Here is a 15,061-nt window from a genome sequence, read left to right on the forward strand (position 1 = left end):
GGTTGTCCATTAGGGTCACTGAGGGAGAGGAAATCGATGAAACCGTTGGAAATGCTGCTGCAAAATGCGGCCCGTTCGCAGAAAACAATCGTGCTCAGCGAAGGCACTGATCCTCGTGTTGTTCAGGCTGCAATTCAGGTTCGCGCCCAAGGCATTGCACGCATCATTCTGGTCGGCGACGACGTCACCGTGCGGCTGCAATTCTCGTTGGCTCAAAGCGAACCAGGTGACGGCATCGATATTCACGATCCGGCCACCTCGCCCTATCTGGACGAGCTCGCACTGCAATATTACGACTTGCGCAAGGAAAAGGGAGTGACGTTGGAACATGCCTTGCGAGCTGTCTTGCAACCCCATGTTTATGCAGCGCTTTTGGTGCGCAAAGGCTATGCAGATGGTACTGTGGGCGGGGCTGTGGCCACCACCGCCGACATCGTGCGCGCCGCTATTCAGGTGATCGGGCCCAAACCCGGTACCAAACTGATCTCGAGTTTTTTCCTGATGTTGTTCTGCGAAGAACATCACAGCAAGAAGGGGGCGTTTATCTTCACGGACAGCGGTTTGGTCGTGGACCCCAACGCCGAAGAACTGGCCCAGATCGCAATCGCATCGGCCCGCTCTTACGAAACCCTTATCGGCGACACCCCACGCGTGGCCATGCTGTCGTTTTCCACTCACGGCAGCGCGGATCACCCGGCGGTCGACAAGGTGGTTCGCGCCACGGCGATTGCAAAGGAAACCAATCCGGAATTGTTGGTCGACGGCGAACTTCAATTTGACGCGGCCTTTGTGCCGGATGTCGCGAGTGCCAAGGCCAGCACGTCTCCCTTGCAGGGCGACGCCAACGTGTTCGTATTCCCCAACCTGGAAAGCGGCAACATCGCTTACAAGGTCGCCCAGCGCATGGCCGGGGCCGTGGCCATTGGCCCAATCTTGCAGGGCCTCTCCAAACCTGCCAACGATCTGTCGCGTGGTTGCTCGGCCGAAGACATCATCCATATGATCGCTGTGACCGCCGCCCAGGCCGAAGAGTAAACCAACCATCGACCATTGACCCTGCGATCTGAAACCCCTCATATCGCGGAGACATCACAGTATTGGCGAATTTCATGACCACAGAAAACCACTCGACCCATGACGCCGAACAGGACGCCCGCAATGATGATCTGATGATCTTTGTGGACGGTAAGATTGTTCATAAAGATCAGGCCGTGGTCTCGGTCTATGACTCTGGATTCATGTTGGGGGACGGCATGTGGGAAGGCATGCGACTGTACGACGGCGAATGGGCGTTTTTTGACGAACACATGGATCGGTTGTTCAATTCGTGCAAAGCCGTGTCGCTGGACATCGGCAAAACCCCGGAAGAAATTCGCGCCTTGCTGAATGAGACCGCTGCCTCCAATGGCATGACTTCAGATGCGCATTGCCGTCTGATGATCACCCGTGGACGCAAAGCCAAGCCGTTTCAGCACCCTCAACTCAGCCGCTTTGGCCCGACCATTGTGGCCATTGTCGAACACTCCAGGCCAGCGACAAGTCTGTTAGGCAAAGGTATCCGGCTGGCCACTGTGCCTCAGGTGCGCGGGTTGCCAACCAGTCAGGATGCCAAGTTCAACAGCCACTCCAAACTGAACTGTGTAATTGCATGCCTGCAGGCTGAACAAGCAGGTGCTGACGAAGGGTTGATGCTGGATCCGCATGGGTTCGTGAACACCACCAATGCCTGCAATTTCTTCATTGTCCGTCGGGGCGAAGTTTGGACCTCAACCGGGGATTACTGCATGAACGGTGTCACCCGGCAAAAGGTGATCGATCTTTGCCGCACAAACAATATCCCAGTGTTTGAAAAGAACTTCTCATTGTACGAAGCTTATGGTGCAGATGAAGCGTTCCTAACGGGTACTTTTGGCGCACAGACCCCCGTGGCCGAGATTGACGGCAAAACCATAGGCCCACATGAAGGTGCGGGCCCGATGACTTTGTATATCCGTGAATTGTACAAAGCTTTGGTCGCAGAAAATGTCGCCGCCCAGCAAGCGGCCCGCGCTTAACCGGCCATCAACTGGCGACCTGCCTGAAAGGCTTCCATGTTGAGCGTAGAAAACTTGGCAGGCGTCATCGCCTGCAAGGATTTCTCCAAAGCGGCCTCATCACACAACGACCCGGCCTGTGCTAACGCCCCCAATGCCACGATATTTGCCACGCGTTTGTTGCCCAACCGGCGGGCGGTTTCCACAAACGGAAGCGACACGACGTTGAGCGGCGCCGCTGGCTGGGATTTCACTTGATCCGCATCCACCAGAATGACCGATTTTTCATCCAGCAACCCGGAAGATTCCGTCGCTGCCGCCTCATGCAGAATAAGCAGATAGTCCAGCGACTGGCTTAACGGATAGTCGGCTTCGCCGTCACTCACCACAAGATCAGAACGGCTGAGGCCACCACGAGACACAGGCTCGTAACTTTGTGACTGGGCGACATTCCGGCCTTCGGACACCAAGGCAGACGCCAAAATGCGTGCGGCCAGGATAAGCCCCTGCCCGCCACTGCCGCTGAACCGGATATTGAGACTGTCCATCATGTGCCTCCCTTTTCACCGCGCAAACCCGCGGTCATCTCGCGGTAGGCGTTGCCGTATTCCGGGCGATCCACTTCGGTCAGGACCCCTGTTTTCATCGCATTGGGACGGAAAGGCACATCCACCGTATTGCGATAGGCAAACGGGCGCATTGTGCTTTTCTGGCTCATCATCATTTCCGGAGACGCCCCCAGATCGTTTTTACGCCCGTAGATTTCGGTGCAGTCAGAAATCACTTCAACGAATGAGAACCCATTGTGAACAAGCGCTTTTTTGAACATGTCACGCAACGCAATGATCTGCATGGTCACCTCGCGCCCGACAAAACTCGCCCCCGCAGCGGTGGCCAATGCGCAGGCGTCAAACACCGGTTCAGTGTTGCCCGCAGGTGTTGTGGTTGTGTAACGATCCCCGGATGTTGTGGGCGACACCTGACCGCCGGTCATGCCGTAAATCTCGTTGTTCAACATCATGCAGGTCATGTTGAGGTTGCGCCGACAAGCATGGATCAGGTGATTGCCACCAATCGCCAGACAATCGCCATCCCCCGAGATCACGATGACATTCAGGTCGGGCCGCGCCAGCGCCAACCCGGTGGCATAAGCCAACGGGCGTCCGTGAGTGGTGTGGTACGTATTTGCATCCACATAAGCGCTGAGGCGGCCCGAGCACCCGATGCCTGACACGATGGCCAGTTTATCCTTGTCGATCCCCAACTGATGCACCGCCCACAAAAGGGCGCGCAGCGCGATGCCGTGCCCGCAACCGGGACACAGGAAATGCGGCATCTGATCCAGCCGGATGTATTCGTTGATGTTAAATTCGTTTTCGTTCAGGTGATCTTTCATGACGCCACCTCGCGGGCTTTGGCGGAAATGTCGTCGGGTGTGATGGCTTCTCCATCAATGCGATTGATCCGCTCAATCGCGACCTGCCCTGCCAACAGCCTCTCGACTTCCAGCACCAACTGCCCCTGATTCATTTCCGGTACAATCACGGTTTTTGCACCGGACGTTTTCACGGTCTCACGCAGGGCTTCTTCTGGGAATGGCCAAAGGGTGACGGGGCGAAACAACCCGGCTTTGATGCCTTGGCTACGCAAATCGCGCACGGATTGGCGGGCCGCACGTGCCGAAATGCCAACCGCCACGATCAGGAAATCGGCATCTTCCACGTCTTGTGTGCGATAGCTTTCGATCTCTTTACGGTGATGCACCAACTTATCCGTCGTCCGCATCACCGCCGCCTCGGCCAGCGCCGGGTTTTGCGTTGGAAACCCGCTTGGCGAATGGGTCAGACCCGTGGTGTGGGTGCGATACCCATCTCCGGGATAGGGCATGGGCGGCACCATATCTTCGGTCACCGCATAGGGCTCGAAGTGCTCAGCAGGCCCTTCGGCCCATTTTCGCCAAACCTCTGCGCCCTCGGGCACATCGTCCAGATCAACGGTTTCCACCAGATGGCCGATCACCTCGTCCAACAACACAACAACCGGCACACGCAAACGTTCAGACATATTCACCGCCCGGATGGTCTCGCTATAGGCTTCGGCAACAGAGGCCGGTGCCAACACGATAATGGCGTGGTCACCATGTGTGCCCCAACGCGCCTGCATAATGTCCCCTTGCGAAGGCCGTGTCGGCATGCCCGTCGACGGGCCACCGCGCATGACATTTACAATGACACAGGGCACTTCAGCCCCGCAGGCATAGCCAAGGTTTTCCTGCTTTAACGAGAATCCCGGCCCTGACGTCGCCGTCATGGATTTCACGCCCCCCATCGAGGCGCCAACAACGGCCCCCATCGAGGCGATCTCGTCTTCCATCTGAATGAAGGTGCCACCCACTTTGGGCAGCTCACGCGCCATGGCCTCGGCGACCTCGGATGACGGGGTAATCGGATATCCGGCAAAGAAACGACATCCGGCCTTGATCGCGCCCAGCGCGCAAGCCTGATTGCCTTGAAGATTGCGACGCTCTGACATTATTCGGCGGGCTCCAATGCGGGAGGGGTTACAGGGGTGTTGGTGATCTTGATCGCAAAATCCGGACATAGCCATTCGCACATCCGGCAGCCTGTGCAGAGATCGGGCAACGCCAGTTCGGCAATCAACTGATCATTCATGCGCAGGCACCGTTCCGGGCACATTTTCACGCAGATATCACAGCCTTTGCACCATTCTTCGGTGATCTCGACCACGGTATCAATGTCGACATTGTGGATGTCTGTGTGCGCCTTGTGCAGCCCAGCAGCGGTCTCATCGACACGCTTGTCGCTTTCCATCGCCCAGGCGCGGCCTTCGAAAAAAGCCTCCCGGTTGATCTCAATCGACGCGGGCGGGACGAACATCGAAATCGACTCCAGCCAGTCTTCTTCCGGGAAATCCAAGGCGGTGGACAGCGCACCCAACAGCACAGTGTTTGCCGCACGCAGGTTGCCAAGGTTCGTCGCCATGGTTGTGGCGTCGATGGCAAATCCTGCGTGCACCTGTTCGATAATTTCTTCGGGAGTCTGGGGGGCATATGTGGCCTCGGCTCCGCGGCCGCGATTGCGACATGCGAAGGGAGGGACAATACGCTGACAATCCGCGATGAAAGTTCCCGAACCAGGTTTGAGATAGTTGATCCAGCGAAGACCTTCAGCCCATTCCAGCGCGACCAATACATCTGCCTCACCTTCGGGAATGGTGGGTGACCAGACTTTGGGGCCAAATCGCACGTGGCTAAACACGCCCCCGCCCCGTTTGGCCATGCCGTGCACTTCGCTTTGTTTTACTTCGTATCCGTTGTTCTGGCACAGCTGCGCCAGCACTTTGGACACCATAATGACGCCCTGCCCGCCGACACCGACGATCAGAACGTTTTTGGGGGTCGCGACCTCAGACATTGGCGGCCTCTTGCAGGTCTAGCGGGCGAATACTGTCCGAGGTGCAAAGCTGCGCGCACAACGAACAGCCGATACAAGCGTTGGGATCAATCGCGACCTTATGGCGGCCTTCGAACCAGTTATCGCTCCATGTCAGAGCAGGACAGCCAAGGTTCATACAGGACTGACAAGCGGTGCAATTGTCTTGATCGACCACAAAGGTCGGCCCCTTGATTTTGACCGGATCCAACACACAAGGACGGTTTGAGATCACAACGGAAACACCTTTGAATTCCATTGCTTCGCGCAACTGATGCTGTAGGGCGGCCATATCGTAACTGTCGACCACGCTGACAAACTCCACACCCAGCGCTTTGACCAATTCAACGTAATCGACCCGGGCGGTTTCGTCGCCCCGCAAGGTCTTGCCAGTGCCCGGATGGTCCTGCCCGCCGGTCATGGCGGTGATGTGATTGTCCAAAAGGAACACAGTGATATTGGCCTGATTGTAGACCGCGTCGATCAATGGCGGGATACCCGAGTGCAGGAACGTGCTGTCACCAATCGTGGCGACAATTGGTTTGGTCTCGGTGCCTGCCTTGGCCATGCCGACCGCATTGGCAATGCTTGATCCCATCGATACGCATGTGTCCATGGATTTGAGCGGCTCAACCACGGCCAATGTGTAGCACCCAATGTCGCCAGCAACGCGCATATCCAGCGCGCGCAACGCCATGAAGCAACTGGTATGTGGACATCCCGAACACAAAACCGGCGGGCGGATCATCGGGGCAAAGTCAAAGCCTTCGGTCTTCTTGGGTGCGTCCATCAGGCCCGCCTTGGCAAAGCCTTCACGCAGCACCTCTGGTGAAAACTCTCCGAGCCTTGGGAAGAACGCTTTGCCCTCAACCTCAAGCCCCATAACCAACAACGCCTCTTCAATGAAGGGCTCCAACTCTTCCACCACAATCACCCGGCCGACCGAGGCGCAGAAATCGCGGATCAGAGTTTCCGGCAAAGGATAGCTGACACCCAGCTTCAGTACCGTCGCGTTTGGCAGGCATTCTTTGACGTAGGTATAGGTAATGCCAGACGTGATAATGCCCACGGAACGATCGCCGGGGTCAATCCGATTGAGCGGGCTGGTGTTCATTGCCTCGATCAGTTTGCGTTCGCGGTCCAACACTTTGGGGTGCTGCATCCGCGCGTGCGCCGGGATCATCACGTTCTTGCTGGGCTGTTCGATAAAACCACGAGGTTCGACCACCTGACGTTCGCCCACATTCACCGCGCTGCGTGTGTGTGACAGACGCGTGGTCGCGCGTACAACCACCGGCGTGTCGAACTCTTCGGACAAATCAAACGCTTGCCGGGTGTATTCCAGCGCCTCTTGTCCATCAGAAGGTTCTAAAATTGGTACTTGGGCAAAACGCGCGAACATCCGCGTGTCCTGCTCGTTCTGAGACGAATGGATGCCGGGATCATCACAGACCGCAATCACCAAACCGCCGTTCACCCCGATATAGGAAAACGACATCAGCGCATCGGCGGCCACGTTCAAACCCACATGCTTCATCGACGAAAACGCCCGCACCCCGGCGAACGACGCCCCAATTGCCACATCCAACGAGGTTTTCTCGTTCGTCGACCATTGTGCATGCATGTCCTCAGACGGGTATGTGCCCAGATTCTCCATGATTTCGGTCGATGGCGTGCCGGGATAGGCCGCGGCCACTTTGGTGCCGGCCTCCCACACACCTCGGGCAATGGCCTCATTACCCGTCAGGGGACGAGCGGTTGGCGCAGAGCGCACTTCCGGAGCGGGCCGGGCAAGGGTCTCATTCATGAATAACATCTTTCGCGCGGTTAACGTGTTACAAAAAATGCTATTTGATAATTCAAATGTAACAAATAGGCCGATTGTCGCAGCCATGAGAAATATTCTTTCGCGGTTTGCGACCATGAAAGAAATTCCAAGTGGGTCATCTTTTACTTGTGTCAGCCCTGTTGAACTCCAATACAGGACGGTGAAACCAAGCGCGCCAGAGGTAATCCATGACCAACCCTGCCCCTTTCAACATCATGACCAAGCCCATTGGGCCGCGGTGCAATATTGACTGTGAATATTGCTATTATCTTGAAAAGGAAAAGCTCTACCCATCGGAAAAAAAATTCCGAATGGCGCCAGACACGCTTGAGAATTATGTGCGCCAAACGATTGAGGCCAGCGTTGAGGCGGGCATGGCTGAAGTCAATTTCGCTTGGCAAGGCGGCGAGCCGACGATGCTGGGCGTAGACTATTTCCGCCAGATCATTGCCCTGCAGGAAAAACACGCCGTCGACGGCGTGCCCATTGCAAACGCCTTTCAGACCAATGGCATTTTGTTGAACGATGAATGGGGGGCGTTTCTGAAAGACAATGGTTTTCTTGTCGGCATCAGCATTGATGGCCCCAAAAAGGTGCATGATCGCTATCGTGTTGACCGCGCAGGACGCCCCACCTTTGACTCAGTGATGAAGGGTCTTGAGGTGCTGCAACGTCACGAGGTTGAGCACAACGCGCTGACCGTGGTGCAGCGTGCCAATGGCGGCAAGGGCAAGGAGATTTACAATTTCCTCAAAGGGTTAGGCATTGAGTTCATGCAATTCATTCCAATCGTCGAACGCGCGCAAGAGAACGGCACGCTGGCCTCTGCCCCTCAGGTTGACATGGATCCCGGCAACAAAGTCACCTCGTGGAGCGTCAGCCCACGCGCCTATGGCAAGTTCCTGTGCGACGTGTTCGACACGTGGTTCAAACAGGACATCGGCAAAATCTATGTACAGTATTTTGACACGCAGTTGGGGCTTTGGTTGGGACGTGGATCAAACATCTGCGTGTTTGCGGAAAACTGCGGCAATGGATTGGCAATGGAACATGACGGATCGCTGTATTCCTGCGATCACTATGTTTACCCAGAGTACAAGCTGGGCAATCTGAATGAGACTCATCTACGCGATATGCTTTGGACCGATCGCCAGCAGCAGTTTGGCCGCGACAAATCCGAGGCGCTGACCAAGCAATGCAAATCCTGCTCTTTCCGCTTTGCCTGCAATGGCGGCTGTCCGAAACACCGCTTTGCGCTGGCCCGTGATGGTGAGTCAGGTCTGGACTATTTTTGCGAAAGCCACACAATGTTTTTCCGTCACGCAGGAGATCGCATGAAGGATATGGTTCGATTGGTGAATGCAGGCCGCGCACCAGCCGAAGCCGCCAAACTCAAGCGTTCATCCCCTAAACGCTAGAATGCCGCCGATCCAAATTCATGTGGACAGCTGCAAGATAAAGTTTGAATAGTTGCTCAAACTATTACAAAACGGGCTGGCCTGCGGGCCATCTGTCCTAGATTTCGGAGCCAATACACCATGGTCAACTCCAACGCCTACCCTTCGACAAATGCGCCGCAGTCTATAGACGGCGCTGACCTGGTTTTGCTGAATGGCAAAATCTACACCGTAGACGAGGCCCAACCATGGGCCGAAGCCGTTGCCATCCGTCAGGGCAAATTTATCGCCGTGGGCAGTAATGCGGACGCCGAGGCGCATATCACTCAGACAACAGTGGTGCGCGATCTGCAGGGTGCCTTTGCTATGCCGGGTCTTTATGACATGCACACCCATCCCGATCTGGCCTTGGGCCCGCAGTATTCTGATTATCTGGATGTTGGACTTGAAACCCCAACAGCCGAAGAAGTGAAGCAGGCCATATTGGCCTATGCCGACGCCAACCCGGATCGCGAGTGGATTTTTGGCAAGCATTTTGTGCATTACAACTTCCGCAAAGCCGGGATTGAGCCACACCGCAAATGGCTCGACAGTTTTATCCCGGATCGCCCGGTGGCCATCATGGATCGTCAGTGGGGCAGCTGCATGGCCAATTCCAAGGCGCTCGAACTGGCGGGCATTGACGAGAATACGCCCGATCCCAACAACGGCTATATCGTGCGCGAACCGCTTTCGCAGACTCCGACCGGCATTCTGGTAGATGGTGCCTATGCGATGATTGCCGCCGCGATGCCTCCGCCCCCACAAGCCGCGTTGGAACGCGCTTACCGCGAAGGTGCACGGTTCCAATCCAGCCGCGGTGTGGTCGCGACCAAATACGTACATGTCTGTGAAAACCGCCTGAATGCCTTGCGCGCCATAGATGTGGTGGGCGATCTGCCGGTGCGGGTCGAGGCCGCGATCAGCTGGCAGGACGATATTTTCCCGGTCAAACGCCGCTGGGAACTCTTGGCAGGAGAACGCCATTTCTATCGCTCAAACAGGATCAACGCCAATGCGGTGAAGTTCCACTTTGACGGCACCGCCGAACCCCGCACCTCCTACTTTTTGTCGCCATGGCCGAACGAGGCCAGCTGGCGCGGGTCCCTGAACCTCACACCCGAACATATCAAAGATATGGTTACAGACATGGATCGTCGCGGCATCCGGGTGATTGCCCATTGCACCGGCGACGGGGCCTCGGACATCTTTTTGGACGCCGTGGCCGACTGCCGGCGCCGCAACGGGCCCGGCATTCGCCACCAATGCGCCCACTCGACCCTTTTGCACGAAGGCAACCTTGCGCGATTTGCCGAACTGGATGTGATTGCCGAGTTTTCGCCCGTCGGCTGGTATCCTTCTGACTTTACCATCGGCGCGCGCGGTGCCTATGGGGATCGCCTGCAAGAAGTCTTTAACGTGCGCGGCGTGTTGGATCAGGGCGGCGTGACTGTCATGGGAACCGACTGGCCCGTTAGCAGCATTGATCCCTGGATCGGCTTTGAGGCTCTGGTGACCCGTCAGAACCCCTGGGGCGAGATGGATGGCACTTTGGGCCAGCCAATCAGCGTCGCTGAGGCCATCCGAATGCTCACCATCAGCGGCGCATGGTCAATGGACATCGAAGACAGCGCCGGATCAATCACGACTGGCAAGTCTGCCGACCTCATTGTGCTGGACCAAAACCTGCTCGAGATCGAACCCGCCGGCCGGTTGCACAAAACCGAAGTCCGCCTCACGGTGATTGACGGAGAGGTTGTCAACGATCCGGAAAACTGGATGGCGGATACAAGCATGGCCACCCGATTTGACACCCCCGCCCCCAATTTCCGGCCGGTAGCCATATGACCAAGACACCTGTCCCGGTCACGATCATTTCCGGGTATCTCGGGTCCGGAAAAACCACCTTGGTCAATCGCCTTCTCAAAGGCGATCACGGTAAGAAAATCACCGTGATGGTCAATGATTTTGGCGACGTAAACATTGATGCAGACCTGATCGTGCAACGTAATCAACAAGTTATGGAGCTGTCCAACGGCTGCGTGTGCTGTTCTTTGCAAGGTGATCTGGTGGTGCAACTGCAAGCCCTGTTTCAGGGCGACACGGAAATGGACCATGTGTTGATCGAAGCCAGCGGCGTCTCGCAACCCGGTCGAATTGCTTCGGTTTTTGGCTACCCTCAGTTTCGCGAAACCGCACGGCTCGACGCGGTTGTCACGCTGGTTGACGCGGCCAACGTCAACACCCTTCCCCCGGCAAGTTCGGGGCTGGTGCGCAGCCAGATTGAAGCGGCGGATATCGTTCTGCTGACCAAAGCTGACCTTATGGCCCCGTCCGACATTGACGCTTTGCGCGAAGACTGGTTGTTTCCAGATTTGCCCGCGCTCAATGTGGTGAACGGAGACATCCCTGCAGATGTGCTGTTGGGATTTCACCGAGACGCGGACCCAAAAAGCCCTGTGACTGCGGGCGATCACAGTGACATTTTCACCGCCACAAGCTGGTCTTCGACCAAGCCCATTTCACTAGAGGCTTTCAGAGCCACTATGAAGACCATTTCGCATCAGGTTTTCCGCGCGAAGGGCTTTCTCAATTGCGTCGAGCATCCGCACTCCCGCGTCCTCTATCAAAAAGTGGGGAGCCGCGAGACGTTTGATCTTGATGGGTCCTGGCAAGGCGTCGCTGAAACCCGCATTGTCGCAATAGGTGAACATCTGGATCAGAATGACACTGATCTACTGGGCACTCTGGATCACTGCCACGCTTAATCTTTTGTGGGCTTCTCTTGAGATTTCCGGAAATTCGGCACGGCGTTGGGTCGACCCTGCTGGCTGATTGAACGCGTCATGGATATCTGGGGCTTAATGCGCCAACTCATCGATAAAACTGCTGATCCAATGCCGAAACGCCACCACCGGCGGATGATCATCAAGGCTCTCTGGCCACACCAGATAATAGGCACCGATACCCGTCATTTCTGCGCCTTTCAGAGTGATCAGACTGCCATCAGCCAATTCATTTTCAACCAGATATCGCGGCATCAACGCAGCACCCGCCCCAAAAACCGCGGCTTTCAGCATCGTGGCAAACTGATCGAATTCGATCCCCGGTGCCAAAGCATCCTCCAAACCTTGCCGCTCGAACCACAGCTTCCACCCCCCTGCCCGCGTCGCCAGCTGCATTTGCGGTACTTGCGTCAACCGTTGCAAAGTCAGATCACCACCCTCGCACAGGTCTGGTGAAATAACCGGCAAAACTTCCTCTTCCATCAGCTTCAAAGAATGCGTACCCGGCCAATCGTCCTTGCCATAGTGGATGGCCGCGTGGAAATTTGCGTGGCCAAAGTCAAATGGCACGATGCGCGTGGCCAAATTGATTGTCACACCCGGATGCTTGGCCAAAAACGCAGGCAACCGGGGAGCCAACCAATGTGTGCCAAAGGCAGGTAAAATGGCGAGCTCCAGCAATCCGCCATCAGGGTTGGATTTAAGAGCAAGCGTGGCATTGGCGATCGCTGAAATTGAGGCCTGAATTTGCGAGGCATAGGTACGCCCCGCCGGTGTCACCACCAATTTGCGTCTTTCCCTATGAAACAACTGCAGTTCCAGCAATTCTTCCAGTTTTTGGATTTGGCGGCTCACGGCACCCTGCGTCAGGTCAAGTTCTGCTGCCGCCTCGGTCACCGACCCAAGCCGGGCCACAGACTCAAATGCACTCAGCCAAGGTAACGGGGGAAGAAAACGGCGTGAAATCAACATATCATTCCAAACAGTAATGAATACATGCCGAAATGTCGATGGAAATCGCATTTTTTTGTTCTATTGTCTACTTTAGACATATCAAAACATTGCGTGGCGTAATGACAAATTCAACTTCCTCGACCTTTCGACGCTCGGCGCGTGCCGCAGCGGTAGAACTCTCTGAAATCGTTAAAATTTCCGAAGCTGCTCGCACCCTGAAGCTTGAGGGAAAAGATGTTCTTTCCTTTGGCACCGGAGAGCCTGATTTTCCGACACCCGCACATGTGATCGATGCCGCAATGGCGGCCGCTCACGCAGGTGAAACGACATACCCCCCGACCCAAGGCACGCCTGCTTTGCGGTCCGCAATTGGCAAAGATTCAGGATTTGACGTAACGCTGGACCAGATCATTGTCTGCACAGGCGCCAAGCAGGTTCTGTCCAACGCGCTGCAAGCAACAATCGATCCCGGAGATGAGGTCATCGTACCCGCCCCGTTCTGGACAAGCTACAGCGACATGTTGCAGTTCAGTCAGGCAAAACAGGTGACCATTCCCTGTGGCGCTGATGCCGGGTTTTGCCTGTCCCCGGAACAGCTCGAAGCCGCAATCACCGACAAGACCCGCTGGCTCATGCTGAACTCACCGGGCAACCCAACCGGCGCGATGTATTCGGCCGACGATCTTGCGGGCCTGGCTGAGATATTGCGCACGCATCCACATGTGTGGATCCTCGCAGACGAAATTTACCAACACGTCAGCTATCTGCCCTTCACGTCTTTCCGTGATGCGGCGCCGGATCTCGCTGACAGGATGCTGATCGTAAACGGTGTTTCCAAAGCCTATGCGATGACCGGCTGGCGGTTGGGCTGGGGCATTGGCCCGGCAGAATTGATCAAGGCAATGGTCGCCGTTCAGGGCCAATGCACCTCTGGCGCCAGTTCTGTCAGTCAGGCCGCCGCACTGGCCGCCCTAAGCGGACCGCAGGATTTGCTGGCAACCCGTCTGGCCGAGTTCAAATCCCGGCGCGACAATGTGGTGGCCGAATTGAATGATATGCCATGTCTCAAATGCCCGAACCCCGGCGGCGCATTTTATGTTTTCCCGTCCTGCGAGGGCACATTCGGCAAACGTACTCCAAAGGGTGAAACAATCACCAGTGACGCAGACTTCTGCCGCTATCTTCTGCAAGAAGCTCTTGTTGCACTTGTACCAGGGCGTGCCTTTGGCTTGCCTGGACATTTCCGTATGTCCTATGCCTACTCACAGACAGATCTCACTCAAGGACTGGCACGCATTCGCCGCGCCGTCGACGCACTTACTGACTAAAGGATTCACCGATGATTGATCACCTTTCCCCGCAATCGCAGCCTGACTTGTCTTCGTTCTCTTGGGACGACCCGTTTCTGATAGAAACACAGCTGGCTGAAGATGAGCGTATGATACGTGACGCTGCCAGCGCTTATGCACAAGACAAACTGATGAGTCGGGTCACAGACGCCTATGCCAACGAAACCACGGATCCCGCGATCTTTGCCGAAATGGGCGAGATGGGCCTTTTGGGCACCACCATCCCCGAGGAATACGGCGGGTTGGGTGCCGGTTATGTGACCTATGGTCTGGTCGCCCGCGAGGTTGAGCGTGTCGACAGCGGCTATCGGTCAATGATGTCGGTGCAATCGTCTTTGGTGATGTATCCGATCTATGCCTATGGCACTCCTGAGCAACGCAGAAAATACCTTCCCGGCCTGGCCGCGGGAACATCGATCGGCTGTTTCGGCCTGACCGAACCCGACGCCGGATCCGATCCCGGCGGCATGAAGACCACGGCCAAAAAGGTCGATGGTGGCTATGTGCTGAACGGTTCCAAGATGTGGATTTCCAACGCTCCGATTGCAGATGTGTTTGTGGTTTGGGCCAAATCCGAAGCCCACGGCGGCAAGATCAAAGGCTTCGTGCTGGATAAAGGCACCAAGGGACTGACAGCTCCGAAAATCGAAGGCAAGCTGTCGTTGCGCGCCTCGATCACGGGCGAGATTGTGATGAACAATGTCGAAGTTTCCGAAGACGCTTTGTTGCCCAATGTGGCCGGCCTGAAAGGCCCGTTTGGCTGTCTCAATCGGGCACGTTACGGCATTGCCTGGGGCGCAATGGGCGCTGCCGAAGCTTGCTGGCACGGCGCACGTCAATACGGCCTGGATCGCAAGCAATTTGGCAAGCCTTTGGCACAAACCCAACTGTTCCAGTTGAAACTTGCCAACATGCAAACCGAGATTTCGCTCGGCCTGCAGGCCGCATTGCGTGTCGGCCGCCTGATGGACGAAGCCAAGGCCGCGCCCGAGATGGTTTCGATCATCAAGCGCAACAACTGCGGCAAAGCCCTTGAGATTGCCCGTCACGCCCGCGACATGCACGGCGGCAACGGCATTTCACAGGATTTCCACGTCATGCGCCACATGGTGAATCTGGAAACCGTGAACACCTATGAAGGCACCCACGACGTTCACGCTCTTATTCTGGGCCGTGCACAAACTGGATTGCAGGCATTCTCTTAACTTCAGAAAACCGGTGAC

At 56.2% G+C, this 15,061-nt stretch carries 13 protein-coding genes; 7 read left to right on the top strand and 6 right to left on the bottom strand.

The features are described 5' to 3' along the window. Window positions 1-36: 36 nt before the first annotated feature. Window positions 37-1,035 carry a phosphate acetyltransferase gene (pta, locus tag BUC32_RS05930; protein ID WP_073250648.1) on the top strand — a complete coding sequence of 333 codons (999 nt, stop codon included), beginning with the start codon at window positions 37-39 and terminating at the stop codon, window positions 1,033-1,035. Between the two features lie 74 nt (window positions 1,036-1,109). Continuing rightward, the gene (locus tag BUC32_RS05935; protein WP_073250650.1) at window positions 1,110-2,054 is read left to right on the top strand and encodes an aminotransferase class IV; all 945 of its coding nucleotides are present in this window, start codon (window positions 1,110-1,112) and stop codon (window positions 2,052-2,054) included. On the opposite strand, the gene BUC32_RS05940 is transcribed toward BUC32_RS05935, so the two are convergent. The 5 genes from BUC32_RS05940 to iorA are packed head-to-tail and all read right to left on the bottom strand — an operon-like array spanning window position 2,051 to window position 7,292. Beyond that, window positions 2,051-2,584 (bottom strand): 2-oxoacid:acceptor oxidoreductase family protein, encoded by a 534-nt coding sequence (locus BUC32_RS05940; RefSeq protein WP_073250652.1) that lies wholly within the window; start codon window positions 2,582-2,584, stop codon window positions 2,051-2,053. The genes BUC32_RS05935 and BUC32_RS05940 overlap by 4 nt on opposite strands. Further along, on the bottom strand, window positions 2,581-3,429 hold the full coding sequence (locus BUC32_RS05945; RefSeq protein ID WP_073250654.1) for a thiamine pyrophosphate-dependent enzyme: 849 nt from the start codon (window positions 3,427-3,429) through the stop codon (window positions 2,581-2,583). The genes BUC32_RS05940 and BUC32_RS05945 overlap by 4 nt, the downstream gene beginning before the upstream one ends. Then, a complete protein-coding gene (locus BUC32_RS05950; RefSeq protein WP_073250656.1) occupies window positions 3,426-4,565 on the bottom strand; it encodes a 2-oxoacid:acceptor oxidoreductase subunit alpha in 1,140 nt (379 codons plus the stop codon). Before BUC32_RS05950 ends, BUC32_RS05945 begins: the two co-directional genes overlap by 4 nt. After that, complete coding sequence (locus tag BUC32_RS05955) at window positions 4,565-5,467, bottom strand: 2-oxoacid:acceptor oxidoreductase family protein (protein ID WP_073250658.1); 903 nt, start codon at window positions 5,465-5,467, stop codon at window positions 4,565-4,567. The genes BUC32_RS05950 and BUC32_RS05955 overlap by 1 nt, the downstream gene beginning before the upstream one ends. Further along, on the bottom strand, window positions 5,460-7,292 hold the full coding sequence (iorA, locus tag BUC32_RS05960; protein WP_073250660.1) for an indolepyruvate ferredoxin oxidoreductase subunit alpha: 1,833 nt from the start codon (window positions 7,290-7,292) through the stop codon (window positions 5,460-5,462). Before iorA ends, BUC32_RS05955 begins: the two co-directional genes overlap by 8 nt. 209 nt (window positions 7,293-7,501) lie before the next feature. Here iorA and BUC32_RS05965 point away from each other — a divergent pair, with 209 nt between their 5' ends. The 3 genes from BUC32_RS05965 to BUC32_RS05975 all read left to right on the top strand — a co-directional run bounded on the left by BUC32_RS05965 (window position 7,502) and on the right by BUC32_RS05975 (window position 11,517). Next, window positions 7,502-8,731: an anaerobic sulfatase maturase gene (locus BUC32_RS05965; RefSeq protein ID WP_073250662.1), complete on the top strand. Its 1,230-nt coding sequence runs from the start codon at window positions 7,502-7,504 to the stop codon at window positions 8,729-8,731. A 120-nt stretch (window positions 8,732-8,851) separates the two neighbouring features. Further along, window positions 8,852-10,597, top strand: coding sequence for an amidohydrolase (locus tag BUC32_RS05970; protein ID WP_073250664.1), 1,746 nt, complete (start codon window positions 8,852-8,854; stop codon window positions 10,595-10,597). Then, window positions 10,594-11,517, top strand: a complete 924-nt coding sequence (locus BUC32_RS05975) for a CobW family GTP-binding protein (protein ID WP_073250666.1) — start codon at window positions 10,594-10,596, stop codon at window positions 11,515-11,517. Before BUC32_RS05970 ends, BUC32_RS05975 begins: the two co-directional genes overlap by 4 nt. A gap of 93 nt (window positions 11,518-11,610) precedes the next feature. Here BUC32_RS05975 and BUC32_RS05980 read toward each other — a convergent pair whose 3' ends face one another. Next, window positions 11,611-12,558 carry a LysR family transcriptional regulator gene (locus BUC32_RS05980; protein ID WP_220387622.1) on the bottom strand — a complete coding sequence of 316 codons (948 nt, stop codon included), beginning with the start codon at window positions 12,556-12,558 and terminating at the stop codon, window positions 11,611-11,613. 50 nt (window positions 12,559-12,608) lie between these two features. On the opposite strand from BUC32_RS05980, the gene BUC32_RS05985 reads away from it, so the two are divergent. Next, on the top strand, window positions 12,609-13,817 hold the full coding sequence (locus tag BUC32_RS05985) for a pyridoxal phosphate-dependent aminotransferase (RefSeq protein ID WP_073250894.1): 1,209 nt from the start codon (window positions 12,609-12,611) through the stop codon (window positions 13,815-13,817). An 11-nt stretch (window positions 13,818-13,828) separates the two neighbouring features. Beyond that, complete coding sequence (locus BUC32_RS05990; protein WP_073250670.1) at window positions 13,829-15,043, top strand: acyl-CoA dehydrogenase; 1,215 nt, start codon at window positions 13,829-13,831, stop codon at window positions 15,041-15,043. Window positions 15,044-15,061: the final 18 nt, after the last annotated feature.

The sequence above is a fragment of the Shimia gijangensis genome (genome assembly GCF_900142085.1).
Taxonomy (GTDB): Bacteria; Pseudomonadota; Alphaproteobacteria; order Rhodobacterales; family Rhodobacteraceae; genus Shimia; species Shimia gijangensis.

Bases quoted from the DNA above. Each gene is read 5' to 3' on its own strand.
- BUC32_RS05945 (WP_073250654.1), bottom strand. From the start codon at position 3,429: ATGAAAGATCACCTGAACGAAAACGAATTTAACATCAACGAATACATC.
- BUC32_RS05970 (WP_073250664.1), top strand. From the start codon at position 8,852: ATGGTCAACTCCAACGCCTACCCTTCGACAAATGCGCCGCAGTCTATA.
- BUC32_RS05955 (WP_073250658.1), bottom strand. From the start codon at position 5,467: ATGTCTGAGGTCGCGACCCCCAAAAACGTTCTGATCGTCGGTGTCGGC.
- BUC32_RS05975 (WP_073250666.1), top strand. From the start codon at position 10,594: ATGACCAAGACACCTGTCCCGGTCACGATCATTTCCGGGTATCTCGGG.
- BUC32_RS05965 (WP_073250662.1), top strand. From the start codon at position 7,502: ATGACCAACCCTGCCCCTTTCAACATCATGACCAAGCCCATTGGGCCG.
- BUC32_RS05990 (WP_073250670.1), top strand. From the start codon at position 13,829: ATGATTGATCACCTTTCCCCGCAATCGCAGCCTGACTTGTCTTCGTTC.
- BUC32_RS05940 (WP_073250652.1), bottom strand. From the start codon at position 2,584: ATGATGGACAGTCTCAATATCCGGTTCAGCGGCAGTGGCGGGCAGGGG.
- BUC32_RS05985 (WP_073250894.1), top strand. From the start codon at position 12,609: ATGACAAATTCAACTTCCTCGACCTTTCGACGCTCGGCGCGTGCCGCA.
- pta (WP_073250648.1), top strand. From the start codon at position 37: ATGAAACCGTTGGAAATGCTGCTGCAAAATGCGGCCCGTTCGCAGAAA.
- iorA (WP_073250660.1), bottom strand. From the start codon at position 7,292: ATGAATGAGACCCTTGCCCGGCCCGCTCCGGAAGTGCGCTCTGCGCCA.
- BUC32_RS05935 (WP_073250650.1), top strand. From the start codon at position 1,110: ATGACCACAGAAAACCACTCGACCCATGACGCCGAACAGGACGCCCGC.
- BUC32_RS05950 (WP_073250656.1), bottom strand. From the start codon at position 4,565: ATGTCAGAGCGTCGCAATCTTCAAGGCAATCAGGCTTGCGCGCTGGGC.
- BUC32_RS05980 (WP_220387622.1), bottom strand. From the start codon at position 12,558: ATGCGATTTCCATCGACATTTCGGCATGTATTCATTACTGTTTGGAAT.